Here is a 26,221-nt window from a genome sequence, read left to right as displayed (position 1 = left end):
TCTCGATGCGCGAAGCCCAAGAATTCAGCTTTACCACCCATGACGGCGTAGAGCTGTTCTACCGCCACTGGCCAGCCAGCAACGCTGCCGCGCCAAAGCGTGCAGTAGTGATGTTCCACCGCGGCCACGAACACGGCGGGCGCATGGCCCATCTGGTCGACGAACTGCAGATGGCGGATTTCGACTTCTTCGCCTGGGACGCGCGCGGCCATGGCCTGTCGCCAGGTGAGCGCGGCGACAGCCCAAGCTTCGCCACCAGCGTGCGCGATGTGCAGACCTTTATCGATCATATCGTCAGCAACCACGGCCTGCCTGTGGAGGATATTGCCGTACTGGCGCAGAGCGTCGGCGCGGTGGTGGTCGCCACCTGGGCGCATGACTACGCACCGAAGATTCGCGCCCTGGTGCTCGCCTCGCCTGCGTTCAAGGTCAAGCTCTACGTGCCCTTTGCCCGGCCCGGCCTCAAGTTGATGCGGGCGCTGCGCGGCAACTTCTTCGTCAACAGCTATGTGAAGGCCAAGTACCTCAGCCATGACCCGGAGCGGATTGCCTCCTTCAATAACGACCCGCTGATCGCCCGGCCGATCTCGGTAAATATGCTGCTGGGCCTGTATGACGCCGCCGAGCGCGTGGTCGCCGATGCCCAGGCGATCCAGATTCCCACTCAGTTGCTGATTTCCGGCGCCGACTTCGTGGTGCACCGCAAACCCCAGCAGCAATTCTTCGAACGCCTGGGCAGCCTGCGCAAGGAGATGCACATCCTTCCCGGCTTCTTCCACGACACCCTCGGCGAGCGCGACCGCAGCCACGCCCTGAGCCGCGCCCAGCGCTTTCTGCTGCGCTGTTTTGACGAGCCGGTAACGCGCCCTTCCTTACTTGATGCCGACCGCCTCGGCGTAACCTGCGCCGAATCGGAAAGCCTGGCCGCACCGCTGCCGCATAACTCCCTGGGTGACCTTTACTGGCGTGCCACCCGGGCCAGTCTGCGGCTCGGCAGCAGTCTGGCCGACGGGGTGAAACTGGGCTTCGACACTGGCTTCGATTCCGGCAGCACCCTGGATTACGTCTACCGCAACCAGCCCAGCGGCAAATCGCCTATCGGCAGGCTGATCGATCAGAACTACCTCAACTCCATCGGCTGGCGCGGTATCCGTCAGCGCAAGCTGCACGCCGAAGAGCTGCTGCGCCTGGCCATGGGCAAGCTGCGCGAGCAGGGCCGGGGCGTGCGTATCGTCGATATCGCTGCCGGCCATGGCCGCTACATCCTCGAAGCTCTGGAAGGGATGGAGAGCAAACCGGACTCGATCCTGCTGCGCGATTACAGCGATATCAACGTGCGCGACGGCGGCGCACTGATCGAACAGAAGGGCCTGGGCGCTATCGCCCGCTTCATCAAAGGCGATGCCTTCGACCGCGCCGACCTGGCCGCCCTCGATCCCAAGCCAAGCCTGGCGGTGGTCTCAGGTTTGTATGAGCTGTTCGGCAGCAACCAGATGGTTGGCGACTCGCTCGCCGGGCTGGCAGCAGCCGTCGAGGAGGGTGGTTATTTGGTGTACACCGGACAACCTTGGCACCCACAGCTGGAGCTGATCGCCCGCGCCCTGACCAGCCACCGCGGCGGCGAAGCCTGGGTTATGCGTCGGCGTAGCCAGGCAGAGATGGATCAACTGGTCGAGGCCGCAGGCTTTCGCAAGATCACCCAGCGTATCGACGAGTGGGGCATCTTCAGCGTCTCCCTGGCGCAGCGGGTGTCCTGATGGCGGAAGTTAGCCTTAGCCGCGACGCCGGATTATGGAAGCGCGGCGTGCTCTGGTTGTTGCTCTTGGCGCCGCTGTTCTTCGCCAGCTACAGCTTCGCCAACTGGCTAAGCGCGCAACGCGACGACGTCGGCACCCTGGTGTTTGCCTGGGAAAGTCAGATGCCGCTATGGCCGTGGACTATCGTGCCGTACTGGTCAATTGATCTGCTTTATGGATTGTCCTTTCTGCTGCCGGCAACGCGGCGGGAAATGGATCGCCACGGCCTGCGCCTGCTTAGCGTGCAAGTGCTGTGCATTGCCTGCTTTCTGCTCTGGCCGCTGCGCTTTACCTTCGAGCGACCCGAGCTGGATGGCCTGTTCGGCGGCATGTTCGATGTGCTGATGGGCTTCGACAAACCCTTTAACCAGGCGCCATCCCTGCATATCGCCCTGCTGGTGGTGATCTGGGTGATGTTCGCCCGGCATACCCATGGCCTGTGGTTGCGCGGCCTGCTGCATGGCTGGATGGCCCTGATTGGCCTGTCTGTACTGACCACCTGGCAGCATCACTTTATCGATGTGCCCACCGGGATACTGGCCGGCTGGCTCTGCGTCTGGCTGTGGCCGCTACAAGGCCGCAGTCCGCTACTGGCCTGGCAACTGACGCGCGAACCGCAACGCATGCGCCTGGCATTGCGCTACAGCCTGGGTGCGGCGCTGCTTAGCGCCCTGGCGGTGAATCTCGGTGGTGCCTGGCTATGGCTGCTCTGGCCCGCGTTCTCCTTACTGCTGGTGGCCCTCAACTACCTGCTGTTCGGCGCGGCGGGCTTTCAGAAGGCGGCCGATGGTCGGCTGAGCAGCGCCGCAACCTGGTTGCTCGCGCCTTACCTGGCCGCCGCCTGGCTTAACTCACGGCTATGGACCCGCGCCCATCCGCATGCCGATGAGGTAGAGCCGGGTATTTGGCTAGGGCGCATTCCCGCGCCCGGGCAGGCCGAGCAGTTCCAGGCCCAACTTGATCTGTGCGCCGAGCTGCCGGCCAGAGTTCAAACCAAGGCGTATCACTCGCTGCCACTGCTCGACCTCAGCGTGCCCAGCCCAGCCGACTGCCTGGCAGCCGCGCAAGCCATTGAGGCGCTGCGCAGCCACGGCAATCTGCTGGTCTGTTGCGCCCTGGGCTATTCACGCAGCGCTACCGCGGTAGCCGCCTGGCTGCTGCACAGCGGGCGTTGTAAGGATGTAACCGAAGCGCTGGCACATCTGCGCCGAGCGCGGCCACAGGTGGTCTTAAGCGACGCTCATCAACAGGCGCTGCAGGGCATGCTGGAACTCAGCAACAGCTGCATGCCAGCGGGTGCCGCCCATGGCTACTGAAATGCAGCTGTTTACCGTGGCCAGCTTGCTGCGTCGGGGTAGGGCACTGGATCAGCTGTCCACCACGCTCAGCCTGGTCGCTTTACTGATCGGTCTGGCGCCGCTGCTCGGCATCACCGCACAGCCGCTGACGGCGCTGTTCTGCGCGCTGCTGCTGATACCCGGTCTGGGGCAGAAATACTGGGCGCTGCGCGTGGCCTTGGATGCCGAGCTGTTCCAGCAACTTGCCAGCCGAGTTGACCAACTGGCTGCCCACACCGCCGATCTCGACCAAGCCCTTGCCCAGCTCAAGCTGCAACCGGCCAATCAGCCGGCGCGCAGCTGGGATGAACGCAGCCTCGGTGCGTTGCGCCTGTTGCGCCAACAAGCGCTCTGGCTACTGGCGCAACTACTGTTGGCCGTGTTGATCGTGCTGGGCCTGCCCTGGCTTTCAATCACTGGATAAGGAGTCGTCCATGCTCGCGTCCCTCACCGCCTTCGTTATCACCTCGGCTGCACGCCTGCTCACCGGTGCCCGCGCACTGTGGCTCGGCTGCACGCCACAGCCGGTGCAGCGGCTTTATTACGCCAACCACAGCAGCCATGGCGATTTCGTCCTGCTCTGGGCCTCGCTGCCGGATGAACTGCGCCGCAGAACCCGGCCGGTGGCCGGTGCCGATTACTGGCAGCGTGACGGCCTGCGCCGCTACCTGATCAACAAAGTATTCAACGGCGTACTGATCGACCGCGAGCGCGCCACGCCGGAAGCCAACCCGCTGCAGCCAATGCTTGATGCCCTGGACCAGGGCGACTCATTGATCCTCTTTCCCGAGGGCACACGCAATCTGGAGGACGGTCTGCTGCCGTTCAAGAGCGGCCTGTACCACCTGACCCGGCTGCGTCCCGACATCGAACTGGTACCGGTGTGGATCGCCAATCTCAACCGGGTCATGCCCAAGGGCAGGGCGCTGCCGTTGCCGCTGCTGTGCACCCTGAGTTTCGGCACGCCGCTGGAACATCTGCACGATGAAAACAAGCAGGCGTTCCTCGAACGCGCCCGTAACGCCTTATTGGCCCTAGCACCCGAGGAGGCTTGAGATGGATAACAACACCCTGTTGCTGTTCGCCGGTATCGGCGCGCTGTTGCTGCTCGCCTCGGCCATCGGCTATTTCCTCAAGTGGCGCAGTGGCGACAGCGCCAACCCGGTGATCGACAATCTCAATGCGCGGATCAATGCCTGGTGGGTCATGGTGCTGGTAATCGGCATCGCGTTCCTGTTCGGCAACCTGGGCGTGATTCTGCTGTTCTACTTCGTCTCGTTCTACGCCCTGCGCGAGTTTATGACCCTCACCCCCACCCGGCGCAGCGACTACCCGGCACTGGTGGCGGCCTTCTACTTCGCCCTACCCATGCAGTACCTGCTGATCGCCCTCGACTGGTACGGCCTGTTCGCCATCTTTATCCCGGTGTATCTGTTTCTGCTGCTGCCGATCCTGGCGTCACTGGGCGGCGATACCACGCGCTTTCTCGAGCGTGCGTCAAAGGTGCAGTGGGGGCTGATGATTGCGGTGTACTGCATCTCCTCGGTACCCGCGCTGCTGACCCTGGACATACCCGGCTATGAAGGGCGCAACCTGCTGCTGATCGCCTGGCTGATCATCGTGGTGCAGCTGTCCGATGTGCTGCAGTACGTCTGCGGCAAGTTGTTCGGTAAGCACAAGATCGCGCCGCGCTTGTCGCCGTCGAAAACCGTCGAGGGTTTTGTCGGCGGCGTCAGCCTGTCCTGCCTGGTCGGCGCGCTGCTGTGCTGGATCACCCCGTTCAGCTTCTGGCAGGCCGCTTTGATGGCCCTGACCGTCAACCTTCTGGGCTTTGCCGGTGGCCTGGTGATGTCAGCGATCAAGCGCGACCGTGGAGTGAAGGACTGGGGGCATATGATCGAAGGCCACGGCGGCATGCTCGACCGCCTCGACTCAGTGTGTTTCGCCGCGCCGATCTTCTTCCACTTCGTGCGCTACTGGTGGGTGCCATTGGCTTGAGTAGAGCGGAATAAAAATGCCCCGGATATCCGGGGCATTTTTTGTGGCTGATACTGCTGCTGATCAGAAGTCCAGGTTGGACACTGCCAGCGCGTTGGTCTCGATAAAGTCCCTACGCGGTTCTACAGCATCGCCCATCAGGGTGTTGAAGATCTGATCGGCAGCAATCGCGTCTTCGATGCGCACCTTGAGCATACGGCGTACTTCCGGGTCCATGGTGGTTTCCCAGAGCTGATCCGGGTTCATTTCACCGAGACCTTTATAGCGCTGAATGCTGTGACGCTTGGTGCTTTCGGCCATCAACCAGGCCAGTGCATCCTTGAAGGTGGTGACCGCCTTCTTACGCTCACCACGCTGCACGTAGGCGCCTTCTTCAAGCAGGCTGTTGAGTTGATCGCCCAGGCTGGTAACAGTCTTGTAGTCGTTACTTGCGAAGAAATCGCGGTTGAAGATGATGTAGCTGGAAACCCCATGGGACACCAGTTCAACCTGCGGCAGCCAGACGTGACGCTCCTGATCTTCATGCAAGCTGGTTTTGTAGATCAGACCGGACTTCTCCATCCCCTTGAGGCGCGCATCGAGCAGGCCCAACCACTGCTCCATGGCTGCCTTGTCCGCCAATTGCTCGGCTTCCACGCGCGGGATGTATACGAAGTGCTCGGTGAGCTCCAGCGGGTACAGACGCGACAAACGGTTAAGGGTCTTCATCACCAGGCGGTAATCGTTGACCAGGCGCTCCAGCGACTCACCAGACAGCCCTGGGGCGCTTTCGTTGACGTGCAGGCTAGCGTCTTCCAGAGCTGACTGGGTCATGTATTCATCCATGGCCTCGTCGTCCTTTATGTACTGCTCCTGCTTGCCCTTCTTGACCTTGTACAGCGGCGGCTGAGCGATATAGATGTAGCCGCGCTCGACCAGCTCCGGCAGTTGACGGAAGAAGAAGGTCAGCAGCAGGGTACGGATGTGCGAACCGTCGACGTCGGCGTCGGTCATGATGATGATGTTGTGGTAGCGCAGCTTGTCGATGTTGTACTCATCGCGGCCGATACCACAGCCCAGGGCAGTGATCAGGGTGCCGACTTCCTGGGAGGAAATCATCTTGTCGAAACGCGCTTTCTCGACGTTAAGGATCTTGCCCTTGAGCGGCAGGATCGCCTGAGTCTTGCGGTTACGGCCCTGCTTGGCAGAACCACCCGCGGAGTCCCCTTCCACGATATAGAGTTCGGAAAGGGCAGGGTCTTTCTCCTGGCAGTCGGCCAGTTTGCCCGGTAGCCCGGCGATATCCAGCGCGCCTTTACGACGAGTCATTTCACGGGCTTTACGCGCCGCTTCACGAGCACGCGCGGCATCGATCATTTTGCCAACCACAAGCTTGGCTTCGTTGGGGTTTTCCAACAGGAAGTCGGAGAAGTACTTGCCCATTTCCTGCTCGACCGCGGTCTTCACTTCGCTGGAAACCAGCTTGTCTTTAGTCTGCGAGCTGAACTTGGGGTCCGGTACTTTTACCGAAATAATTGCTGTTAGGCCTTCGCGGGCATCATCGCCGGTGGTGGCAATTTTGTGCTTCTTGGCCAGGCCCTCTTGCTCGATATATGCATTCAGGTTACGCGTCAGCGCCGAGCGGAAGCCGGCAAGGTGGGTACCACCGTCGCGCTGAGGAATGTTGTTGGTAAAGCACAACAGGTTCTCGTTGAAGCTGTCGTTCCACTGCAGAGCAACTTCAACACCGATGCCGTCTTCACGTTGAATGGTGAAGTGGAACACCTGATTAACTGCGGTCTTGTTGTGGTTGAGGTACTCAACGAAGGCACGTAAGCCGCCTTCGTACTTGAACAACTCTTCCTTACCGCTGCGTTCGTCCTTAAGCAGGATGCCCACGCCGGAGTTGAGGAACGACAGTTCGCGCAGACGCTTGGCCAGAATATCCCAGCTGAAATGGATATTGGCGAAGGTGTCTTCGGACGGTTTGAAGTGGATCTGCGTGCCGGTGACATCGCTGTCGCCAACCGCTGCAATCGGCGCCTGAGGCACGCCATGCACGTAGGTCTGCTCCCAGATCTTGCCGCTGCGGCGGATGGTCAGAATCAGTTCCTTGGACAGGGCGTTAACCACGGACACACCCACACCGTGCAGACCACCAGAAACTTTGTAGCTGTTGTCGTCGAACTTACCGCCTGCGTGTAGCACGGTCATGATCACTTCAGCAGCAGAAACGCCTTCTTCCTTGTGCATATCGACCGGGATACCACGACCGTTATCGCGCACGCTGATCGACTCATCCGGGTGGATGGTGATGGTGATTTCGCTGCAATGCCCAGCCAACGCCTCGTCAATCGAGTTGTCGACCACCTCGAACACCATGTGGTGCAGACCGCTGCCATCGTCGGTATCGCCGATGTACATGCCAGGCCGCTTGCGTACGGCATCCAGGCCCTTGAGGACCTTAATGTTATTGGAGTCGTACGTTTGGTTTTCGCTCATGCCTTCACTCCCGGTGGTCGTGGGTCTGGGTAATGCCACCATGTTCCACGTGGAACATGGCAACTGGCGTATCCGTGCGCCAGCCTTCCCTCAACAATTCATGGTCTACACAGGTGATAAACACCTGGCAGTGCAAGTCTTCCAACAATCGGCACAACGCGCGGCGGTGCTGCTCATCCAGTTCTGACGGCAAGTCATCCACCAGATAGATGCATTGGCCGTGCTTGGCCTGATTGACTAAGTGGCCCTGCGCAATGCGCAGGGCGCATACAACTAATTTCTGCTGGCCGCGCGAGAGTATCTCGGCGGCATTATGCGCCCCTAAACGCAGCCTTAAATCGGCGCGCTGCGGGCCTGCCTGGGTGTGGCCCAATTGCTGATCGCGGGAGAGGGTAGAGGCAAGCACCGTATTGAGCTCGCGCTCTTTATCCCAACCGCGGTAGTAACTGAGAGTCAAACCTTGCAGCTCAACCAGCTCATTCAGGGTGCGTTCGAAAACCGGTTTCAGGGCCTGGATATAGGCACGCCGATAACCGTCTATTTCGTCGCTGGCCAGGCACAACTCTCGGTCCCAGGCCGCCTGCGAAGCGGCGTCAAGTGTACCATGCCGCAGCCATGAGTTCCGCTGACGCAGGGCCTTCTGCAGGCGCTGCCAGGCCGGCAGAAAACGAGGTTCCACGTGGAACACTCCCCAATCGAGAAACTGCCTACGAATCTTCGGCGCACCTTCAAGTAAACGGAAGCTGTCCGGATTGATCAGTTGCAGCGGCAAGGTCTCGGCCAGTTGTGCAGCACTGCGCGCATTCTGCCCATCGATACGAATCTGAAATTCACCCTGACGATCCCGCGAAATCCCCAGATTGCTTTGACGACCATCAGACATCTGCACCTGACCGAAAATCGTGCATGCAAGTTGATCGTATTGAATGACCGGAAGCAGGCGAGTACTACGAAAGGAGCGAGCCAGACCCAACAGATGAATGGCTTCGAGCAGGCTGGTTTTGCCGCTGCCATTGTCGCCGGAAAGGATGTTGATACGCGGGGATGGGGAGAGGGTCACCGGGTGCAGATTACGCACCGCGGTGACGGTAAAGCGAGTAAGGGACATTAACTAAGAGACCGTTGAAGAACGTTACGAGCGAAGGTCAGGCAAGGCGGGATCGGTTGAGGAAGCGGAGTGTACGGGTAGTACATGAGCATTCCGAAAGCGACCCCAACGCGGCATGGCCGAGCGCAGTAGTTATTCAACGGTCTGGATTACAGACGCATCGGCATAACGACATAGGATGAGTCGTCGTTGTCAGCTTCCTGTACCAAGGCACTGCTGTTGGCGTCGGAGAGAATCAGACGCACCTGGTCGGTGGTCATCACGCTCAGCACGTCGAGCAGGTAGCTGACGTTAAAACCGATTTCCAACGAGCTGCCGTTATAGTCCACGGCGATCTCTTCTTCCGCTTCTTCCTGCTCCGGGTTGTTAGCCTGAATTTTCAGCAAGCCAGATTCCAGTTGCAGGCGAATGCCGCGGTACTTCTCGTTGGACAGAATCGCGGTACGGCTGAACGCTTCACGCAGGCCCTGACGATCGGCAACCACAAGCTTGTCACCACCACGCGGCAACACACGCTCGTAATCCGGGAACTTGCCGTCGACCAGTTTCGAGGTGAAGGTGAACTCGCCGGTGGTAGCGCGGATATGGTGTTGACCGAGAACGATGCTGACGCTGCCATCCTGTTCAGTCAGCAGACGTGCCAGTTCGAGAATACCTTTGCGCGGCACAATGACCTGGTGGCGCTCAACCTGCTCGATCGCCGCTTCCATCGAACACATAGCCAGACGGTGACCGTCAGTGGCAACCGCGCGGAGGATGCCGGTCTGTACTTCCAGCAGCATGCCGTTGAGGTAATAGCGCACGTCCTGCTGGGCCATGGCAAAGCTGGTGCGTTCGATCAGGCGACGCAGTCTGCTTTGTACCAGGCTGAAGGTCAGCGAACCTGGGCCTTCTTCAACAGTTGGGAAATCATTGGCGGGCAGGGTGGACAGACTGAAACGGCTGCGGCCAGCTTTGACCAGCAGCTTCTGCTCGTCGATACGGATATCGATCAGGGCGTCCGCTGGCAGGCTTTTGCAGATGTCCATCAGCTTGCGCGCCGGAACGGTGATCTCACCGGACTCCGCTGGCTCTTCCAGGGTGACGCGACCGACCAGCTCGACTTCAAGGTCGGTACCGGTCAAAGACAGCTGCTGGCCTTCGACCACCAGTAGCACGTTAGAGAGAACCGGCAAGGTCTGACGGCGTTCCACGACGCCGGCGACCAGTTGCAGAGGTTTCAACAAGGCTTCGCGTTGAATGGTGAAATGCATGGTCTAGTCCCTTGCCTAGTGGAGTTGCGTATTAGGTTGTAAGCGTACGCAGCAAATTCTTATAGTCCTCGCGGATGTCCGCGTCGGATTCCTTAAGTTCAGCAATCTTACGGCATGCATGCAATACCGTTGTGTGATCGCGGCCGCCGAAGGCATCACCAATTTCCGGCAGGCTGTGGTTGGTCAGCTCTTTCGACAACGCCATGGCCACCTGACGTGGGCGCGCAACCGAACGCGAGCGGCGCTTGGACAGCAGATCAGAAATCTTGATCTTGTAGTACTCGGCAACCGTGCGCTGAATATTGTCGATGCTGACCAGCTTGTCCTGCAGGGCCAACAGGTCCTTGAGCGATTCGCGGATCAGCTCGATGGTAATGTCACGCCCCATGAAGTGCGAGTGGGCGATAACACGCTTCAACGCACCTTCCAGCTCACGCACGTTGGAGCGGATGCGCTGGGCAATAAAGAAGGCGGCATCATGCGGCAGGTCGACTTTGGCCTGATCGGCCTTCTTCATCAGAATCGCCACACGGGTTTCCAGTTCAGGCGGCTCGACGGCTACCGTCAGGCCCCAACCGAAACGTGACTTGAGACGCTCTTCCAGGCCTTCGATTTCTTTCGGGTAACGGTCGCTGGTGAGAATCACCTGCTGGCCGCCTTCAAGCAAAGCGTTAAAGGTGTGGAAGAACTCTTCCTGGGAACGTTCTTTCTTGGCGAAGAATTGAATGTCGTCGATCAGCAGTGCGTCCACCGAACGGTAGAAGCGCTTGAACTCGTTGATCGCGTTCAGCTGCAAAGCCTTGACCATGTCCGCGACGAAACGCTCGGAATGCAGGTACACCACCTTGGCATTCGGATTCTTCGCCAGCAGATGGTTACCCACTGCATGCATCAAGTGAGTCTTACCCAAGCCCACGCCGCCATAAAGGAACAGCGGGTTGTAACCGTGCTTGGGGTTGTCCGCTACCTGCCAGGCCGCTGCGCGGGCCAGCTGGTTGGATTTACCTTCGACGAAGTTATCAAAGGTAAAGGTGCGATTCAGGTAACTGGTGTGTTTCAACCCGCCTTCAACCTGCACCGAACGCTCAGTACGCGCCGGGGCCTGCTGACTGGCCGCACCGGCCATGGGGTCAAAGCTCGCGCGTGAGGGTTCTGCCTGCGCGGTAGCGGTTGCTGCTGTTGTGACCGCGGCAGGTGCTGGCGTGCTCGGCGTAGCGGACGGGGTACTGACAGCTGCGGCACGCGGTGCAGAGCTGCGTTTGCTACCTATTAATAAGGAGAGCGCCGGAACCAGACCGTTAGTCCGTTCGGTGAGTAACTCGAGCAAACGGCTGAGGTACTTTTCATTAACCCAGTCGAGGACAAAACGATTCGGCGCATAGACGCGGAGCTCGTCGCCTTCGGCTTCGACCTGCAGTGGACGGATCCAGGTGTTGAATTGCTGAGCAGGCAGCTCATCGCGCAGAAGCTCGACGCACTGCTGCCAAAGTTCCACAGACACGGACATCCCCTAAATCGCAAGGCGCGAGGCAAAAAACAGCCGTCATTGTAGCCGCCGAGGCTTGAGTTATCCACATGTAAGCTGGCTTATGCGCAAGGAAAATCAACGTGTTAATCGCGTTCGAGGCTTATAACGCAGATGGGATAAGGGCTGTGGATAACCGCCCGCAAGCTCATTGGATAAACCAGAGTAAAACCCGGTGGAAAACCCTGCTGTGGGTAAAATGGCATTCCATCCTCAGCTTGTGCGCTGCTTCCACACAGTTGAAGCACGCCTTTTCGACAGACTTACCCTTGGCTGAACAGCTCTAATCTGTTGGTCTACAGGCACTTATGCACAGATGAATGGCTAGCTAATAGCTACTAACATTACTAAACATCTTTAAATATTCTCTTCTTTATATTTCTTTATGCAGGAAAAGCCTGGTTGGAAATTGACCTGACCCTCGGGTTTCTCTAGAATTGCCGGTCTCTTAAAACGGGGGCCATTCCGGCCCGTAGTCGACCACCCAGGTACCGCACCATGAAACGTACTTTCCAACCCAGCACTATCAAACGCGCTCGCACCCACGGTTTCCGTGCTCGTATGGCCACCAAGAACGGCCGTGCTGTCCTGTCGCGTCGCCGCGCCAAGGGCCGTAAGCGTCTCGCCGTCTAAATTTCGGTCTTGTGGTGAGTCGAGACTTCAGTCGGGAAAAGCGTCTGCTAACCCCCCGGCAATTCAAGGCAGTCTTCGACTCCCCTAGCGGCAAAGCTCCGGGCAAAAATGTCCTGCTGCTGGCGCGCAACAACGAACTTGATCACCCCCGTCTGGGATTGGTGATCGGCAAGAAGAGCGTCAAGCTCTCGGTTGAGCGCAATCGTCTGAAACGCCAGATCCGCGAATCGTTCCGTCTCAATCAGGACAACCTGGTGGGATGGGACATCGTGGTGGTTGCGCGTAAAGGCCTTGGTGATTTGGAAAATGTCGAACTGGCTCGCCAGTTTGGCAAACTCTGGAAACGCCTCGAACGCAGTAAGCCAAGCCCGGAAACCGTCGCAACACCCGGGGTGAACGACAGTCCCCATGCGTAAACTGGCTTTGCTTCCCATCCAGTTCTACCGCTACGCCATCAGCCCCTTGATGGCCAGTCACTGTCGTTTCTACCCAAGCTGTTCTTGCTACGCGCTTGAAGCCATTGAACATCATGGCGTCATGCGCGGTGGCTGGCTGACCCTGCGTCGGCTTGGCCGCTGTCACCCGTGGAATCCCGGTGGCTACGACCCGGTTCCCTGCGTGAAAACCTCCCGTTCCTCTTCGATGGCCGAATAATCATGGATATTCAACGCTCGATCCTGATCGTCGCCCTGGCAATCGTGTCCTATATGATGGTTCTCCAGTGGAACCAGGACTACGGTCAAGCTGCCCTGCCGACAGAAATTGCCGCGACCAGCAGCACTGTACCCGGCTTGCCGGATACCACTGCCGCGACCTCAACCCCAGCAGGCGGCGATGATATTCCGAGCGCCACCACTGCCGTTGAGCCCAGCGCCATCAGTACCGCACCTGCTGCTGCCAGCGATGAACTGATTCGCGTGAAGACCGATGTGCTGGATCTGGCCATCGACCCGCGCGGTGGTGATGTGGTGCAACTGCGTCTGCCGCAGTACCCACGTCGTCAGGATCGTCCGGATGTACCTTTCCAGCTGTTCGACAACGGCGGCGAGCGTACCTACCTAGCGCAGAGCGGTTTGATCGGCAGCAATGCGCCGGACAAATCCAGCGGTCGTGCTTTGTGGAGCAGCGAGCATAAGAGCTATGAACTGGCCGACGGTCAGGATCAGCTGCAGGTTGATCTCAAACTCAGCGAAGACGGCGTCAACTACATCAAGCGCTTCACCTTCAAGCGTGGTCTGAACGCTGAATGTGCGGCCAAGGATCAACAGCAGAAGAAACCCGGCTGCGTCGATCCTTCGTCCTATCAGGTGACTGTCAGCTACCTGATCGACAACCAGAGTGGTCAGGCCTGGAGCGGCAACATGTTTGCCCAGCTCAAGCGTGATGGCAGCGACGATCCGTCCTCCACCACTGCCACCGGCACTGCGACCTACCTCGGTGGTGCACTGTGGACCACCGAAGAGCCATACAAAAAAGTGTCGATGAAAGACATCGACAAACAAGCCTTCAAAGAAACCGTTCAAGGAGGCTGGGTTGCCTGGCTACAGCATTACTTCGTCACTGCCTGGATTCCAAGCAAAGACAGCACTAACCAAGTACAGACCCGTAAAGACAGCCAAGGCAACTACATTGTCGGCTTTACCGGCCCGGCCATTCAGGTTGCTGCCGGCGCTCAAGGTGAAACCAGTGCAATTTTGTATGCCGGCCCGAAGCTACAAGGCCATCTGAAGACTCTGTCTCCAGGTCTTGAGCTGACTGTCGACTACGGCATTCTGTGGTTCCTGGCTCAGCCAATCTTCTGGCTGCTGGAAGTTATCCACAACCTGCTCGGCAACTGGGGCTGGTCGATCATCATGTTGACCGTGATCATCAAGCTGATCTTCTTCCCGCTGTCCGCTGCCAGCTACAAATCCATGGCGCGCATGCGTGCCGTTGCACCGAAACTCGCTCAGTTAAAAGAGCAGCATGGTGACGATCGCCAGAAGATGTCCCAGGCGATGATGGAGCTGTACAAGAAAGAGAAGATCAACCCGCTGGGCGGCTGCTTGCCGATCCTGGTGCAGATGCCGGTATTCCTCGCGCTCTACTGGGTGCTGCTGGAATCCGTGGAAATGCGCCAAGCGCCGTGGCTGCTGTGGATAACCGACCTGGCGATCAAGGATCCGTTCTTTATCCTGCCGATCATCATGGGCGCGACCATGTTTATCCAGCAGCAGCTCAACCCAACGCCGCCAGACCCGATGCAAGCCAAGGTACTGAAGATGATGCCGATCATTTTCACCTTCTTCTTCCTCTGGTTCCCGGCTGGTCTGGTGCTGTACTGGGTGGTCAACAACGTCTTGTCCATCGCCCAGCAGTGGTACATTACCCGCAAGATCGAAGCCGCAGCCAAGGCCGCAGACGCCTAAGCAGTGATTGCTTCTAAGCTGTAACAAACGCCCCTTTTCAGGGGCGTTTTGCTATGTCGTATTCAGGAGAACCGCATGCCACCCGTTGCTGAAACCATTGCCGCCGTCGCCACCGCCCAAGGCCGGGGCGGCGTGGGCATCGTGCGTGTTTCCGGGCCGTTGGCCAGCACCTTGGCGCAGGCGATCTGCCAGCGCGAACTGCAACCGCGCTATGCCCAATACGGGCCGTTCTTCGCCGACGCCAAGCAGGTACTGGATGAAGGCCTGGCCCTGTACTTCCCCGGCCCCAACTCCTTTACCGGCGAAGACGTACTGGAACTGCAGGGCCACGGCGGGCCTGTAGTACTCGATCTGCTGCTGCGCCGCTGTGTGCAACTCGGCGCACGCCTGGCACGCCCCGGTGAATTCAGCGAACGCGCCTTTCTCAATGACAAACTCGACCTGGCCCAGGCCGAGGCGATTGCCGACCTGATCGAAGCCAGTTCTGAGCAGGCCGCACGCAATGCATTGCGCTCGCTACAGGGCGAATTCTCGCGTCGTGTGCATGGCTTGACTGAGCGCCTGATCAGCCTGCGTATCTACGTTGAAGCGGCCATCGACTTCCCCGAAGAGGAAATCGACTTTCTCGCCGATGGCCACGTACTCAACCTGCTCGATGGTGTGCGTACTGACCTTGCCGGTGTGCTGCGTGAGGCTGGCCAAGGAGCCCTGCTGCGCGATGGTATGACTGTGGTGATTGCTGGCCGGCCCAACGCGGGTAAATCCAGCCTGCTCAACGCCCTCGCCGGTCGCGAGGCAGCCATCGTTACCGAAATCGCCGGCACCACCCGCGACGTGCTGCGCGAACATATCCACATCGATGGCATGCCGCTGCACGTGGTCGACACTGCCGGCTTACGTGACACCGAGGATCAGGTCGAACGCATCGGCGTCGAGCGTGCGCTGAAAGCCATTGGTGAAGCCGACCGCATCCTGCTGGTGGTGGATGCTACAGCGCCCGAAGCCGACGACCCCTTTGCCCTGTGGCCGGAGTTTCTCGACCAACGCCCTGATCCGTCCAAGGTCACCCTGATTCGCAACAAGGCCGACCTGTCCGGCGAGTCGGTGGTTCTAGAAGTCTGCAATGACGGCCACGTCACCATCAGCCTTTCCGCCAAATCCGCTGAAGGTCTGGACCTGCTGCGGGAACACCTCAAGGCCTGCATGGGTTATGAACAGACCTCTGAGAGCAGCTTCAGTGCGCGCCGACGCCACCTGGAAGCGCTACGCCAGGCCTCTACACATCTGGAACACGGCCATGCTCAGCTGACCCTGGCCGGCGCTGGCGAGTTGCTGGCTGAAGACCTGCGCATGGCCCAGCAAGCCCTGGGCGAAATCACCGGTGCGTTCAGTTCCGATGACCTGCTGGGCCGAATCTTTTCCAGCTTCTGTATCGGCAAATAGGCGGGCGGCGCACTGCCAACGCATCGCCTAACCCGTCAGCTGCAGGATATTTCTGATGGGTTACGGTGCATCGAATCATGCCCCGCATCCGCAATACCCTCTATGCGCCTCACCCATCCTAAGTCCTGAAATCCCAACTAATGTCGTTCGGGAAGGCCTTCGCCTGGGCGAAATAGGCGTGCCCAACCACCTATTTATCCACCTAAGCTCTGTGGAAAACCCGGCCTAAGCCCTGCCTATAACCCGGTGATAAAACTGAGGATAACCGCCCCTGTGGATAACCATGCATTTCATCCACAGCTTGCGTACGGCAACTGAACAGGCAGATGGCAGGATCAGCACAGACTTTTTAAACGCTGTAGCCACTGAATCTATTGGTCTGTAGCAATCTATCCACAGAAAAGCCGTTGCTAAGTAATAAACATATAAACAAGGCTTTATAAAAATTCTCTCTTTTATTCTTTATTAACCGACACGGTCGAACAGCGCCCAAGCGAGCTGGCTATTTTTTGTGCAAAAGGCTTCTTTCACACCAGCTAAATCCCTATACTTGCCGCCTTTCCCGCTTTTCAACCCAAAAAGCCCCCCATTTCTCAACAGGCACGAGGTGCGTGGTGGATTTCCCTTCCCGTTTTCAGGTGATCGTCATCGGCGGCGGTCATGCCGGTACCGAAGCTGCGTTGGCAGCTGCACGCATGGGAGTAAAAACCCTGCTGCTGACCCATAACGTGGAAACACTCGGGCAGATGAGCTGCAACCCGGCGATTGGCGGGATCGGCAAGAGCCACCTGGTCAAGGAAATCGACGCCCTCGGCGGCGCCATGGCTGAAGCCACCGACAAAGGCGGCATCCAGTTTCGCGTACTGAACAGCCGCAAGGGCCCAGCAGTACGCGCCACCCGCGCCCAGGCTGATCGCGTGCTGTACAAAGCCGCGATTCGCGAAACGCTGGAAAACCAGGCCAACCTGTGGATATTTCAGCAGGCAGCCGATGACCTGATCGTCGAAAACGACGAAGTCAAAGGCGTAGTCACCCAGATGGGCCTGCGTTTCCTCGCGGATTCCGTGGTGTTGACCACGGGCACCTTTCTCGGTGGACTTATCCACATAGGCCTGCAGAACTACTCCGGTGGCCGCGCCGGTGATCCACCTTCGATTGCCCTTGCTCAACGTCTACGGGAGCTGCCGCTGCGCGTCGGTCGACTGAAAACCGGTACGCCGCCACGCATCGACGGTCGTTCGGTGGACTTCTCGGTGATGACCGAGCAGCCGGGCGATACGCCAACGCCGCTGATGTCCTTCCTCGGTCGTGCAGAGCAGCAACCGCGTCAGGTCAGCTGCTGGATCACCCACACCAACGCGCGCACCCACGAAATCATCGCGGCCAACCTCGATCGTTCGCCGATGTATTCGGGCGTAATCGAAGGGGTTGGCCCGCGTTATTGCCCATCGATCGAAGACAAGATCCACCGCTTCGCCGACAAGGACAGCCACCAGGTATTTATCGAGCCCGAAGGCCTGAATACCCATGAGCTGTACCCCAACGGCATCTCCACCTCGCTGCCGTTCGATGTGCAATTGCAGATCGTGCGCAGCATCCGTGGCATGGAGAACGCGCATATCGTGCGTCCCGGTTACGCCATCGAGTACGACTACTTCGATCCGCGTGATCTCAAGTACAGCTTGGAAACCAAGGTGATTGCCGGGCTGTTCTTCGCCGGGCAAATCAACGGCACCACCGGTTACGAAGAAGCCGGTGCCCAAGGGTTGCTCGCGGGTTGTAACGCTGCACTGCGCGCCCAGGGCAAGGACAGCTGGTGTCCGCGTCGCGATGAGGCCTACATCGGCGTTTTGGTCGACGACCTGATTACCCTGGGTACCCAGGAGCCGTACCGCATGTTCACCTCGCGCGCCGAATACCGGCTGATCCTGCGCGAAGACAACGCCGACCTGCGCTTGACCGAGAAAGGCCGCGAGCTGGGTCTGGTCGATGACGTGCGTTGGGCAGCGTTCGAAACCAAGCGCGAAGCCATCGTGCAGGAAGAACAGCGCCTGAAAAGCACCTGGGTACGCCCGTGTACGCCTCAGGGCGATGCGATTGCTGCCCACTTCGGCACGCCGCTTACCCACGAATACAACCTGCTCAACCTGCTGGCCCGCCCGGAAATCGATTACGCCGGGCTGGTGACCATCACCGGTGGCGGTGCACAGGACCTGCAGGTGGCCGAACAGGTCGAGATCAAGACCAAGTACGCCGGTTATATCGACCGCCAGCAGGATGAAATCGCCCGCTTGCGCGCCAGTGAAGACACCAAACTGCCGCTCGATATCGACTACGCCGGGATTTCCGGGCTGTCCAAGGAAATTCAGCACAAGCTCGACAACAGCCGCCCGGAAACCCTCGGCCAGGCCTCGCGGATTCCCGGCGTTACCCCGGCAGCAATTTCCCTGCTGCTGATCCATTTGAAAAAGCGCACTGCCGGTCAGCAGTTGGAGCATAGCGCCTGATGTCGTTGGTTACTGCACGTCACGCCGAAGAACTGAGCCAGGGCGCGCTTGAGCTGGGTGTCGAACTCAGCGCGCAGCAGCACGAACAGTTGCTGGCCTACCTGGCCCTGCTGATCAAGTGGAACAAGGCCTACAACCTCACCGCAGTGCGCGATCCGAATGAAATGGTTTCGCGCCATCTGCTCGACAGCCTGTCGGTCGTGCCTTTCGTCGTCGAGGCTGGGGATAACTGGCTGGACGTCGGCAGTGGCGGCGGCATGCCGGGCATTCCCCTGGCCATTCTGTTTCCCGAACGGCAGTTCACCCTGCTGGATTCCAACGGCAAAAAGACCCGCTTCCTGACTCAGGTGAAGCTGGAGTTGAAACTGGCCAACCTGCAAGTTATCCACAGCCGCGTCGAAGAGTTCAATCCGGCTGTGCCATTCAGCGGTATCTGCTCACGGGCGTTTAGTTCTCTGGAAGATTTCAGCACCTGGACCCGGCACCTGGGAAACGGCAATACCCAGTGGCTGGCGATGAAAGGCGTGCACCCGGATGACGAACTGCAGGCCTTGCCAGCGGACTTTCGTCTCACCGCCACCCATGTACTCAAGGTTCCCGGTTGCCAAGGTCAGCGCCATCTGTTGATACTGCGTCGCTCGGTTTAGGGGGAACGCAGCATGGCTAAGGTATTCGCAATCGCTAACCAGAAAGGCGGCGTGGGCAAAACCACCACCTGCATCAATCTGGCTGCCTCGCTGGTGGCAACCAAGCGCCGTGTGCTGTTGATCGACCTCGACCCCCAGGGCAACGCGACCATGGGCAGTGGTGTGGATAAACACGGTCTGGAGCATTCGATCTACGACGTACTGATCGGTGAATGCAACCTGGTCGATGCCATGCAGTTCTCCGAGCACGGCGGCTACCAACTGCTGCCGGCCAACCGCGATCTGACCGCCGCCGAAGTATCGCTGCTGGAAATGAAAATGAAGGAAAGCCGCCTGCGTTATGCGTTGGCGCCGATCCGCGAGAATTATGATTACATCCTGATCGACTGCCCGCCGGCGCTGTCGATGCTCACGATCAACGCCCTGGTGGCCGCCGATGGGGTGATTATCCCCATGCAGTGCGAGTACTACGCACTTGAGGGGTTGAGCGACCTGGTCAACAGCATTCAGCGCATCGCCGAGATACTCAATCCCAAGCTGAAGATCGAAGGCCTGCTGCGCACCATGTATGACCCGCGCATCAGCTTGACCAATGATGTTTCGGCACAGCTCAAGCAGCACTTCCCGAATCAGCTCTACGACGTGGTCATCCCGCGTAACGTGCGTCTGGCCGAGGCGCCAAGCTTTGGCATGCCGGCGCTGGTGTATGACAAGCAATCCCGTGGTGCCATTGCCTACTTGGCGCTGGCCGGCGAATTGGTACGCCGCCAGCGCGCCAATGCCCACACCGCAACCGCATAAGGAAATACCCATGGCTGTGAAAAAACGAGGACTGGGACGCGGTCTGGATGCCCTGCTGGGCGGCACCAGTGTCAACGCCTTGCAGGAAGAGGCCGCGCAGGTCGACAGCCGTGAACTGCAATATGTGCCCCTGGACCTGATCCAGCGCGGCAAATACCAGCCACGTCGTGACATGGACGCCACTGCCCTCGAAGAACTGGCGCAGTCGATCAAGGCCCACGGCGTGATGCAGCCGATTGTGGTGCGGCCGATTGGTGAAGGACGTTTCGAGATCGTCGCCGGTGAACGTCGCTGGCGTGCCAGTCAGCAAGCCGGCCTGGACAAGATTCCGGCCATGGTCCGTGAGCTGCCGGATGAAGCCGCCATCGCCATGGCGTTGATCGAGAACATCCAGCGCGAAGACCTTAATCCCATCGAAGAAGCCATGGCTTTGCAGCGCCTGCAGCAGGAATTCCAGCTGACTCAGCAGCAGGTCGCCGATGCTGTGGGTAAATCACGGGTGACCATCAGCAACCTGCTGCGCCTGATCGCCCTGCCGGAAGAGATCAAAACCCTACTCTCTCATGGCGATCTGGAAATGGGTCATGCCCGCGCCTTGCTTGGTTTACCGGCCGAACAGCAGACCGAAGGTGCGCGACATGTTGTCGCACGCGGCCTTACCGTGCGCCAAACCGAAGCACTGGTACGGCAGTGGTTGAACAGCAAAGAGAAGCCGGCGGCAGTGGTCAAAGCCGACCCGGACATTACCCGGCTGGAACAGCGCCTGGCTGAGCGCCTGGGCTCGCCGGTGCAGATCAAGCATGGGCAGAAAGGCAAAGGTCAGCTGGTGATCAGCTACAGCTCGCTGGATGAACTGCAGGGCGTACTCGCTCACATTCGTTGAAACAATTGATCGTGTAGCGACTAGTCGGAAATCACTACCCGACAGTTGAATGGGGGGGGAAGCGCCCCTATACTCTGCGCGCATTTCGTCGGCACAAAGTATGCCAAGTTATTGATTTCAGATGCCGACGTCCGGGTTCAGCTTTCAGGAAAACAAGATGGACGTTCGCACGCCGAATCGCCTGCCCCTCCATCGTCTGGCTGTTTTTCCGGTACTGCTGGTACAACTGTTGGTCCTGTTGTTGCTGGCCTTGGTGTTGTGGCAGTGGCAAGGCACAGTTGCTGGATACTCTGGGTTGTGTGGTGGCCTGATTGCCTGGCTACCTAACGTGTACTTCGCCCACAAGGCGTTCCGTTTCAGTGGAGCGCGGGCTGCTCAAGCCATCGTCCGGTCTTTTTATGCCGGTGAGGCGGGCAAACTGGTTTTAACGGCAGTGTTGTTTGCACTGACCTTTGCAGGTGTTAAGCCTCTGGAACCGCTGGCGGTATTTGGCGTGTTCTTCCTGACCCAGTTGGTCAATTGGTTTTCACCCCTGCTGATGAAAACAAGACTTTTAAGACCTTAGCGCTCGAGGGATATATGGCAGCAGCACAAACCGCTTCGGGTTATATCCAGCACCACTTGACCAACCTGACCTACGGTCAGCACCCGGTCAACGGCTGGAGTTTCGCCCACAACGCAAAAGAAGCTCAGGAAATGGGCTTCTGGGCATTTCACGTAGACACCCTCGCGGTGTCCGTCGTGCTGGGCCTGTTCTTTATCCTGCTGTTCCGTGCCGCTGCTAAACGCGCCACTTCCGGACAACCGGGCAAGCTGCAGAACTTTGTTGAAGTCCTGGTCGAGTTCGTTGACGGCAGCGTCAAGGACACCTTCCATGGCCGCAACGCCTTGATCGCACCTCTGGGTCTGACCATCTTCGTCTGGGTCTTCCTGATGAACTTCATGGACTTGATCCCGGTAGATTGGCTGCCAATGCTGGCGGCAAAAATCTCCGGCGACCCGCATCTGTACTTCCGCGTCGTTCCGACCACCGATCCGAATGCCACCCTGGGCCTGGCCCTGTCGGTATTTGCCCTGATCTTGTTCTACAGCATCAAGGTCAAAGGCCTCGGCGGCTTTATCGGTGAGCTGACTCTGCACCCATTTGGTAGCAAGAACGTATTCGTTCAAGCGCTGCTGATTCCGGTCAACTTCCTGCTTGAGTTCGTGACCCTGATCGCCAAGCCGATTTCCCTGGCTCTGCGTCTGTTCGGCAACCTGTATGCCGGCGAGCTGATCTTTATCCTCATCGCGATCATGTTTGGCGGCGGTCTGCTGCTGGGCGCGCTGGGTATTGCCCTGCAGTGGGCGTGGGCTGTGTTCCACATCCTGATCATCGTGCTGCAGGCGTTCATCTTCATGATGCTGACCATCGTCTACCTGTCGATGGCGCACGAAGACAACCACTAAGAGCGCTTAGGCGCTCGCAGTGGACGCCCGCAAGGGCAACCAGAAGTACCGATTTTGCTTTACCGCTTTACCTTAGAAAACCTTAACCAATACGACATAAAAAGTCGGGAGGAAAGATGGAAACTGTAGTTGGTCTGACCGCTATCGCTGTAGCACTGCTGATTGGCCTGGGTGCCCTGGGTACCGCAATCGGTTTCGGCCTGCTGGGCGGCAAGTTCCTGGAAGGCGCTGCGCGTCAGCCGGAAATGGTTCCGATGCTGCAAGTGAAAATGTTCATCGTCGCCGGCCTGCTCGACGCCGTGACCATGATCGGTGTTGGTATCGCACTGTTCTTCACCTTCGCGAACCCCTTCGTTGGTCAAATCGCAGGCTAATTCACTCGATTTCCGAGTGAATTGGTTTGATGGACAACGAACGAGCGAGGTGTTGGCGTGAACATTAATGCAACCCTGATTGGCCAGTCCGTTGCCTTCTTCATCTTCGTGCTGTTCTGCATGAAGTACGTGTGGCCTCCGGTCATTACGGCTTTGCAAGAACGTCAGAAGAAGATCGCAGACGGCCTGGACGCTGCTAGTCGTGCGGCTCGTGACCTGGAGTTGGCCCAAGAGAAAGCGGGTCAGCAACTGCGCGAAGCCAAAGGCCAAGCAGCCGAGATCATTGAGCAAGCCAAGAAACGCGGTACGCAGATCGTCGACGAAGCCCGTGAACAGGCCCGTGTCGAAGCTGACCGTGTGAAGGCCCAGGCTCTGGCCGAGATCGAGCAGGAACTGAATGGTGTCAAAGACGCGCTGCGTGCCCAACTGGGTAGCCTGGCCGTTAGCGGTGCCGAGAAGATCCTGGGCGCATCTATCGACCAAAACGCGCATGCGGAGCTGGTTTCCAAACTGGCAGCCGAAATTTAAGCGAGGGGCGCGATCATGGCAGAACTGACCACGCTGGCCCGACCTTACGCTAAGGCTGCCTTTGAGTACGCCCAGGCCCACCAGCAGCTGGCCAATTGGTCAGCCATGCTCGGCCTGGCTGCAGCGGTGTCGCAAGACGACACCATGCAGAGCATGCTCAAGGCTCCGCGTTTGACGAGTACAGACAAGGCCACCACGTTTATCGACGTGTGTGGTGAAAAGTTCGACGCCCAGGTACGCAATTTCATTCACATCGCCGCTGAAAACGATCGCTTGGCCCTGTTGCCAGAGATCGTTGAACTGTTCGAGCTGTACAAAGCCGAGCAGGAAAAGTCGATCGACGTGGATGTCACCAGTGCCTTCGCATTGAGCGATGAACAGCAAGACAAACTCGCCAAGGTTCTCAGTGCACGGCTCGGCCGAGAAGTGCGTCTGCACGCCGCGGAGGATGCCGCCCTTATTGGTGGTGTCGTCATTCGCGCCGGCGACCTGGTTATCGATGGCTCAGTTCGCGGCAAAATCGCGAAGCTGGCCGAAGCATTGAAATCTTGAGTTTGAAGGGGCAGCAGAGCTATGCAGCAACTCAATCCTTCCGAAATAAGTGAAATCATCAAGGGGCGTATCGAGAATCTCGATGTCGCCTCTCAAGCCCGTAACGAAGGCACTGTCGTCAGCGTATCTGACGGTATCGTGCGTATTCACGGTCTCGCCGACGTTATGTACGGCGAAATGATCGAGTTCCCGGGTGGTGTCTACGGTATGGCACTGAACCTGGAGCAAGACTCCGTGGGTGCAGTGGTTCTGGGGGCTTATACCTCCCTGGCCGAAGGCATGAGCGCCAAGTGCACTGGCCGCATCCTGGAAGTTCCGGTTGGTCCGGAATTGCTGGGTCGCGTTGTCGACGCACTGGGCAACCCAATTGACGGCAAAGGCCCGCTGAACAACGTCGCTACCGACGCTGTTGAAAAGGTTGCGCCGGGCGTGATCTGGCGTAAGTCGGTCGACCAGCCGGTGCAAACCGGTTACAAGTCGGTTGATGCCATGATCCCGGTTGGCCGTGGTCAGCGTGAGCTGATCATCGGTGACCGTCAGATCGGTAAAACTGCTCTGGCCATCGACGCCATCATCAACCAGAAGAACAGCGGCATTAAGTGCGTCTACGTTGCTATTGGTCAGAAGCAATCGACCATCGCTAACGTGGTTCGCAAGCTGGAAGAAAACGGCGCGCTGGCTAACACCATCGTTGTCGCGGCTTCCGCTTCCGAATCCGCTGCGCTGCAGTTCATTGCACCGTACGCCGGTTGCACCATGGGCGAATACTTCCGCGACCGCGGTGAAGACGCGCTGATCGTGTATGACGATCTGTCCAAGCAAGCAGTGGCTTACCGCCAGATTTCCCTGCTGCTGCGCCGTCCACCAGGCCGTGAAGCTTACCCAGGCGACGTGTTCTATCTCCACAGCCGTCTGCTGGAGCGCGCTTCCCGCGTTTCCGAAGAGTACGTTGAGAAGTTCACCAATGGCGCTGTGACTGGCAAGACCGGTTCCTTGACCGCTCTGCCGATCATCGAAACCCAGGCTGGCGACGTTTCCGCGTTCGTTCCGACCAACGTGATCTCGATCACCGACGGTCAGATCTTCCTGGAATCGGCCATGTTCAACTCGGGTATCCGTCCTGCGGTCAACGCCGGTATTTCGGTATCCCGCGTGGGTGGTGCTGCACAGACCAAGATCATCAAGAAGCTCTCCGGTGGTATCCGTACCGCTCTGGCTCAGTACCGTGAACTGGCAGCATTCGCCCAGTTTGCTTCTGACCTGGACGAAGCCACCCGTAAGCAACTTGAGCATGGTCAGCGCGTTACCGAGCTGATGAAGCAGAAGCAATATGCGCCGATGTCGATTGCTGACATGTCCGTATCGCTGTATGCCGCTGAGCGTGGTTTCCTGGTCGACATCGAAGTTGCCAAAGTTGGCGCATTCGAACAGGCCCTGATTGCTTACTTCAACCGGGATCACGCCGCTCTGCTGGCGAAGATCAACGAGAAGGGTGACTTCAATGACGACATCGATGGCCAGCTGAAAGCCGGTATCGAGAAGTTCAAGGCCACCCAAACCTGGTAAGCCGCAGTGGGGACCGTGAGGTCCCCGCTTGCTAACCCGATAGGTGTCAAATGGCAGGCGCAAAAGAGATTCGCAGCAAGATTGCGAGCATCAAAAGCACGCAGAAGATCACCAGCGCCATGGAAAAGGTGGCGGTCAGCAAAATGCGCAGAGCACAAATGCGCATGGCTGCTAGCCGTCCCTACGCGGAGCGTATCCGCCAGGTGATTGGTCATCTGGCCAACGCCAACCCGGAATACCGTCACCCGTTCATGATCGAGCGCGAAGTTAAGCGTGTGGGTTATGTCGTGGTGAGCTCGGACCGTGGTCTGTGTGGTGGTCTGAACACCAACCTGTTCAAGGCTCTGGTCAAAGACATGGCGAGCAATCGCGAGCAAGGCGTTGAGATTGATCTCTGCGTCGTTGGCAGCAAAGGTGCGGCGTTCTTCCGCAACTTTGGTGGCAACATCGTTGCTGCGATCAGCCACCTGGGCGAAGAACCATCGATCAATGATCTGATTGGTAGCGTCAAGGTAATGCTCGATGCCTACCTAGATGGTCGCATCGATCGTTTGTCCGTGGTCTCGAACAAGTTCATCAATACCATGACGCAAAAGCCGACAGTGGAGCAGTTGATTCCGCTGGTGGCCGATCCGGATAAAGAACTCAAGCACCACTGGGATTACCTGTACGAACCCGACGCCAAAGAGCTGCTGGACGGCTTGATGGTGCGTTACGTGGAGTCGCAGGTGTACCAGGCAGTGGTTGAGAACAACGCGGCTGAACAAGCGGCCCGGATGATCGCGATGAAAAACGCCACCGACAACGCTGGCGATATCATCAAAGACCTGCAGTTGGTTTACAACAAAGCACGTCAGGCAGCGATCACCCAGGAAATTTCGGAAATCGTCGGCGGCGCTGCCGCGGTTTAAGCACGGTTCAAATATTCAGAG

General features: G+C 58.6%; 25 protein-coding genes. 21 read left to right on the top strand and 4 right to left on the bottom strand.

Annotation, left to right across the window (positions count from 1 at the left end; genetic code table 11):
* Positions 1 to 5 precede the first annotated feature (5 nt).
* The 5 genes from AACY25_RS19695 to AACY25_RS19675 are packed head-to-tail and all read left to right on the top strand — an operon-like array spanning position 6 to position 5,131.
* On the top strand, positions 6 to 1,757 hold the full coding sequence (locus AACY25_RS19695) for a bifunctional alpha/beta hydrolase/class I SAM-dependent methyltransferase (RefSeq protein ID WP_339526922.1): 1,752 nt from the start codon (positions 6 to 8) through the stop codon (positions 1,755 to 1,757).
* Positions 1,757 to 3,112 carry a phosphatase PAP2/dual specificity phosphatase family protein gene (locus AACY25_RS19690; RefSeq protein WP_339526920.1) on the top strand — a complete coding sequence of 452 codons (1,356 nt, stop codon included), beginning with the start codon at positions 1,757 to 1,759 and terminating at the stop codon, positions 3,110 to 3,112. The genes AACY25_RS19695 and AACY25_RS19690 overlap by 1 nt, the downstream gene beginning before the upstream one ends.
* The gene (locus tag AACY25_RS19685; RefSeq protein WP_339526918.1) at positions 3,102 to 3,557 is read left to right on the top strand and encodes a hypothetical protein; all 456 of its coding nucleotides are present in this window, start codon (positions 3,102 to 3,104) and stop codon (positions 3,555 to 3,557) included. The genes AACY25_RS19690 and AACY25_RS19685 overlap by 11 nt, the downstream gene beginning before the upstream one ends.
* Positions 3,558 to 3,567: 10 nt before the next feature.
* Complete coding sequence (locus AACY25_RS19680; RefSeq protein WP_339526917.1) at positions 3,568 to 4,188, top strand: lysophospholipid acyltransferase family protein; 621 nt, start codon at positions 3,568 to 3,570, stop codon at positions 4,186 to 4,188.
* A gap of 1 nt (position 4,189) precedes the next feature.
* Positions 4,190 to 5,131, top strand: a complete 942-nt coding sequence (locus AACY25_RS19675; protein WP_339526915.1) for a phosphatidate cytidylyltransferase — start codon at positions 4,190 to 4,192, stop codon at positions 5,129 to 5,131.
* Positions 5,132 to 5,194: 63 nt separating this feature from the next.
* Here the strand turns inward: AACY25_RS19675 and gyrB are convergent, their stop codons facing one another.
* From gyrB to dnaA, 4 genes are all read right to left on the bottom strand, one after another.
* Positions 5,195 to 7,612, bottom strand: a complete 2,418-nt coding sequence (gene gyrB, locus AACY25_RS19670; RefSeq protein ID WP_339526913.1) for a DNA topoisomerase (ATP-hydrolyzing) subunit B — start codon at positions 7,610 to 7,612, stop codon at positions 5,195 to 5,197.
* Between the two features lie 4 nt (positions 7,613 to 7,616).
* Positions 7,617 to 8,720, bottom strand: coding sequence for a DNA replication/repair protein RecF (gene recF / locus AACY25_RS19665; protein ID WP_269382643.1), 1,104 nt, complete (start codon positions 8,718 to 8,720; stop codon positions 7,617 to 7,619).
* A gap of 149 nt (positions 8,721 to 8,869) precedes the next feature.
* Entirely contained in the window at positions 8,870 to 9,973 is a 1,104-nt protein-coding gene (gene dnaN / locus AACY25_RS19660; protein ID WP_090254206.1) for a DNA polymerase III subunit beta, read from the bottom strand.
* Between the two features lie 31 nt (positions 9,974 to 10,004).
* Positions 10,005 to 11,474: a chromosomal replication initiator protein DnaA gene (dnaA, locus tag AACY25_RS19655; protein ID WP_339526910.1), complete on the bottom strand. Its 1,470-nt coding sequence runs from the start codon at positions 11,472 to 11,474 to the stop codon at positions 10,005 to 10,007.
* A 522-nt stretch (positions 11,475 to 11,996) separates the two neighbouring features.
* Here dnaA and rpmH point away from each other — a divergent pair.
* The 16 genes from rpmH to atpG all read left to right on the top strand — a co-directional run bounded on the left by rpmH (position 11,997) and on the right by atpG (position 26,200).
* Complete coding sequence (gene rpmH / locus AACY25_RS19650; RefSeq protein ID WP_002551315.1) at positions 11,997 to 12,131, top strand: 50S ribosomal protein L34; 135 nt, start codon at positions 11,997 to 11,999, stop codon at positions 12,129 to 12,131.
* 11 nt (positions 12,132 to 12,142) lie between these two features.
* Entirely contained in the window at positions 12,143 to 12,547 is a 405-nt protein-coding gene (gene rnpA / locus AACY25_RS19645; RefSeq protein WP_430695388.1) for a ribonuclease P protein component, read from the top strand.
* A complete protein-coding gene (yidD, locus tag AACY25_RS19640; RefSeq protein WP_090254202.1) occupies positions 12,540 to 12,785 on the top strand; it encodes a membrane protein insertion efficiency factor YidD in 246 nt (81 codons plus the stop codon). The genes rnpA and yidD overlap by 8 nt, the downstream gene beginning before the upstream one ends.
* 2 nt (positions 12,786 to 12,787) lie before the next feature.
* Positions 12,788 to 14,539 carry a membrane protein insertase YidC gene (yidC, locus tag AACY25_RS19635; RefSeq protein WP_339526905.1) on the top strand — a complete coding sequence of 584 codons (1,752 nt, stop codon included), beginning with the start codon at positions 12,788 to 12,790 and terminating at the stop codon, positions 14,537 to 14,539.
* 75 nt (positions 14,540 to 14,614) lie between these two features.
* Positions 14,615 to 15,982 (top strand): tRNA uridine-5-carboxymethylaminomethyl(34) synthesis GTPase MnmE, encoded by a 1,368-nt coding sequence (gene mnmE, locus AACY25_RS19630; protein ID WP_339526903.1) that lies wholly within the window; start codon positions 14,615 to 14,617, stop codon positions 15,980 to 15,982.
* Positions 15,983 to 16,596: 614 nt separating this feature from the next.
* On the top strand, positions 16,597 to 18,489 hold the full coding sequence (mnmG, locus tag AACY25_RS19625; protein ID WP_339526901.1) for a tRNA uridine-5-carboxymethylaminomethyl(34) synthesis enzyme MnmG: 1,893 nt from the start codon (positions 16,597 to 16,599) through the stop codon (positions 18,487 to 18,489).
* Positions 18,489 to 19,136, top strand: a complete 648-nt coding sequence (gene rsmG, locus AACY25_RS19620; RefSeq protein ID WP_339526899.1) for a 16S rRNA (guanine(527)-N(7))-methyltransferase RsmG — start codon at positions 18,489 to 18,491, stop codon at positions 19,134 to 19,136. Before mnmG ends, rsmG begins: the two co-directional genes overlap by 1 nt.
* Before the next feature lie 12 nt (positions 19,137 to 19,148).
* Positions 19,149 to 19,937, top strand: a complete 789-nt coding sequence (locus tag AACY25_RS19615; RefSeq protein WP_339409310.1) for a ParA family protein — start codon at positions 19,149 to 19,151, stop codon at positions 19,935 to 19,937.
* 10 nt (positions 19,938 to 19,947) lie between these two features.
* Positions 19,948 to 20,820: a ParB/RepB/Spo0J family partition protein gene (locus tag AACY25_RS19610; RefSeq protein WP_339526897.1), complete on the top strand. Its 873-nt coding sequence runs from the start codon at positions 19,948 to 19,950 to the stop codon at positions 20,818 to 20,820.
* A gap of 157 nt (positions 20,821 to 20,977) precedes the next feature.
* Positions 20,978 to 21,385, top strand: coding sequence for a F0F1 ATP synthase subunit I (locus tag AACY25_RS19605; RefSeq protein WP_339526895.1), 408 nt, complete (start codon positions 20,978 to 20,980; stop codon positions 21,383 to 21,385).
* Positions 21,386 to 21,399: 14 nt separating this feature from the next.
* A complete protein-coding gene (gene atpB, locus AACY25_RS19600; protein ID WP_339526893.1) occupies positions 21,400 to 22,269 on the top strand; it encodes a F0F1 ATP synthase subunit A in 870 nt (289 codons plus the stop codon).
* Positions 22,270 to 22,385: 116 nt separating this feature from the next.
* Complete coding sequence (gene atpE / locus AACY25_RS19595; RefSeq protein WP_003097235.1) at positions 22,386 to 22,643, top strand: F0F1 ATP synthase subunit C; 258 nt, start codon at positions 22,386 to 22,388, stop codon at positions 22,641 to 22,643.
* A 57-nt stretch (positions 22,644 to 22,700) separates the two neighbouring features.
* Positions 22,701 to 23,171, top strand: coding sequence for a F0F1 ATP synthase subunit B (locus tag AACY25_RS19590; protein WP_275960033.1), 471 nt, complete (start codon positions 22,701 to 22,703; stop codon positions 23,169 to 23,171).
* A 15-nt stretch (positions 23,172 to 23,186) separates the two neighbouring features.
* Positions 23,187 to 23,723, top strand: a complete 537-nt coding sequence (locus AACY25_RS19585) for a F0F1 ATP synthase subunit delta (protein WP_339526891.1) — start codon at positions 23,187 to 23,189, stop codon at positions 23,721 to 23,723.
* 21 nt (positions 23,724 to 23,744) lie between these two features.
* Entirely contained in the window at positions 23,745 to 25,289 is a 1,545-nt protein-coding gene (gene atpA, locus AACY25_RS19580) for a F0F1 ATP synthase subunit alpha (RefSeq protein ID WP_274088526.1), read from the top strand.
* A gap of 50 nt (positions 25,290 to 25,339) precedes the next feature.
* Positions 25,340 to 26,200, top strand: coding sequence for a F0F1 ATP synthase subunit gamma (gene atpG / locus AACY25_RS19575; protein WP_090378658.1), 861 nt, complete (start codon positions 25,340 to 25,342; stop codon positions 26,198 to 26,200).
* Positions 26,201 to 26,221 lie beyond the last annotated feature (21 nt).

It is taken from the genome of Pseudomonas sp. EA_35y_Pfl2_R111 (assembly GCF_963970955.1).
Lineage (GTDB): Bacteria > Pseudomonadota > Gammaproteobacteria > Pseudomonadales > Pseudomonadaceae > Aquipseudomonas.
The sequence above is the reverse complement of the archived record's forward strand: the minus strand, read 5'-3'. Positions and strand labels throughout refer to the sequence as shown.

What these genes read in the sequence shown, in the direction of transcription:
- AACY25_RS19690 (WP_339526920.1), top strand. Translation starts at nt 1,757, where the DNA reads ATGGCGGAAGTTAGCCTTAGCCGCGACGCCGGATTATGGAAGCGCGGC.
- AACY25_RS19695 (WP_339526922.1), top strand. Translation starts at nt 6, where the DNA reads ATGCGCGAAGCCCAAGAATTCAGCTTTACCACCCATGACGGCGTAGAG.
- atpA (WP_274088526.1), top strand. Translation starts at nt 23,745, where the DNA reads ATGCAGCAACTCAATCCTTCCGAAATAAGTGAAATCATCAAGGGGCGT.
- mnmE (WP_339526903.1), top strand. Translation starts at nt 14,615, where the DNA reads ATGCCACCCGTTGCTGAAACCATTGCCGCCGTCGCCACCGCCCAAGGC.
- rpmH (WP_002551315.1), top strand. Translation starts at nt 11,997, where the DNA reads ATGAAACGTACTTTCCAACCCAGCACTATCAAACGCGCTCGCACCCAC.
- yidD (WP_090254202.1), top strand. Translation starts at nt 12,540, where the DNA reads ATGCGTAAACTGGCTTTGCTTCCCATCCAGTTCTACCGCTACGCCATC.
- AACY25_RS19675 (WP_339526915.1), top strand. Translation starts at nt 4,190, where the DNA reads ATGGATAACAACACCCTGTTGCTGTTCGCCGGTATCGGCGCGCTGTTG.
- gyrB (WP_339526913.1), bottom strand. Translation starts at nt 7,612, where the DNA reads ATGAGCGAAAACCAAACGTACGACTCCAATAACATTAAGGTCCTCAAG.
- AACY25_RS19585 (WP_339526891.1), top strand. Translation starts at nt 23,187, where the DNA reads ATGGCAGAACTGACCACGCTGGCCCGACCTTACGCTAAGGCTGCCTTT.
- rsmG (WP_339526899.1), top strand. Translation starts at nt 18,489, where the DNA reads ATGTCGTTGGTTACTGCACGTCACGCCGAAGAACTGAGCCAGGGCGCG.
- dnaN (WP_090254206.1), bottom strand. Translation starts at nt 9,973, where the DNA reads ATGCATTTCACCATTCAACGCGAAGCCTTGTTGAAACCTCTGCAACTG.
- yidC (WP_339526905.1), top strand. Translation starts at nt 12,788, where the DNA reads ATGGATATTCAACGCTCGATCCTGATCGTCGCCCTGGCAATCGTGTCC.
- AACY25_RS19685 (WP_339526918.1), top strand. Translation starts at nt 3,102, where the DNA reads ATGGCTACTGAAATGCAGCTGTTTACCGTGGCCAGCTTGCTGCGTCGG.
- atpB (WP_339526893.1), top strand. Translation starts at nt 21,400, where the DNA reads ATGGCAGCAGCACAAACCGCTTCGGGTTATATCCAGCACCACTTGACC.
- atpE (WP_003097235.1), top strand. Translation starts at nt 22,386, where the DNA reads ATGGAAACTGTAGTTGGTCTGACCGCTATCGCTGTAGCACTGCTGATT.
- recF (WP_269382643.1), bottom strand. Translation starts at nt 8,720, where the DNA reads ATGTCCCTTACTCGCTTTACCGTCACCGCGGTGCGTAATCTGCACCCG.
- AACY25_RS19615 (WP_339409310.1), top strand. Translation starts at nt 19,149, where the DNA reads ATGGCTAAGGTATTCGCAATCGCTAACCAGAAAGGCGGCGTGGGCAAA.
- AACY25_RS19610 (WP_339526897.1), top strand. Translation starts at nt 19,948, where the DNA reads ATGGCTGTGAAAAAACGAGGACTGGGACGCGGTCTGGATGCCCTGCTG.
- AACY25_RS19605 (WP_339526895.1), top strand. Translation starts at nt 20,978, where the DNA reads ATGGACGTTCGCACGCCGAATCGCCTGCCCCTCCATCGTCTGGCTGTT.
- AACY25_RS19680 (WP_339526917.1), top strand. Translation starts at nt 3,568, where the DNA reads ATGCTCGCGTCCCTCACCGCCTTCGTTATCACCTCGGCTGCACGCCTG.
- atpG (WP_090378658.1), top strand. Translation starts at nt 25,340, where the DNA reads ATGGCAGGCGCAAAAGAGATTCGCAGCAAGATTGCGAGCATCAAAAGC.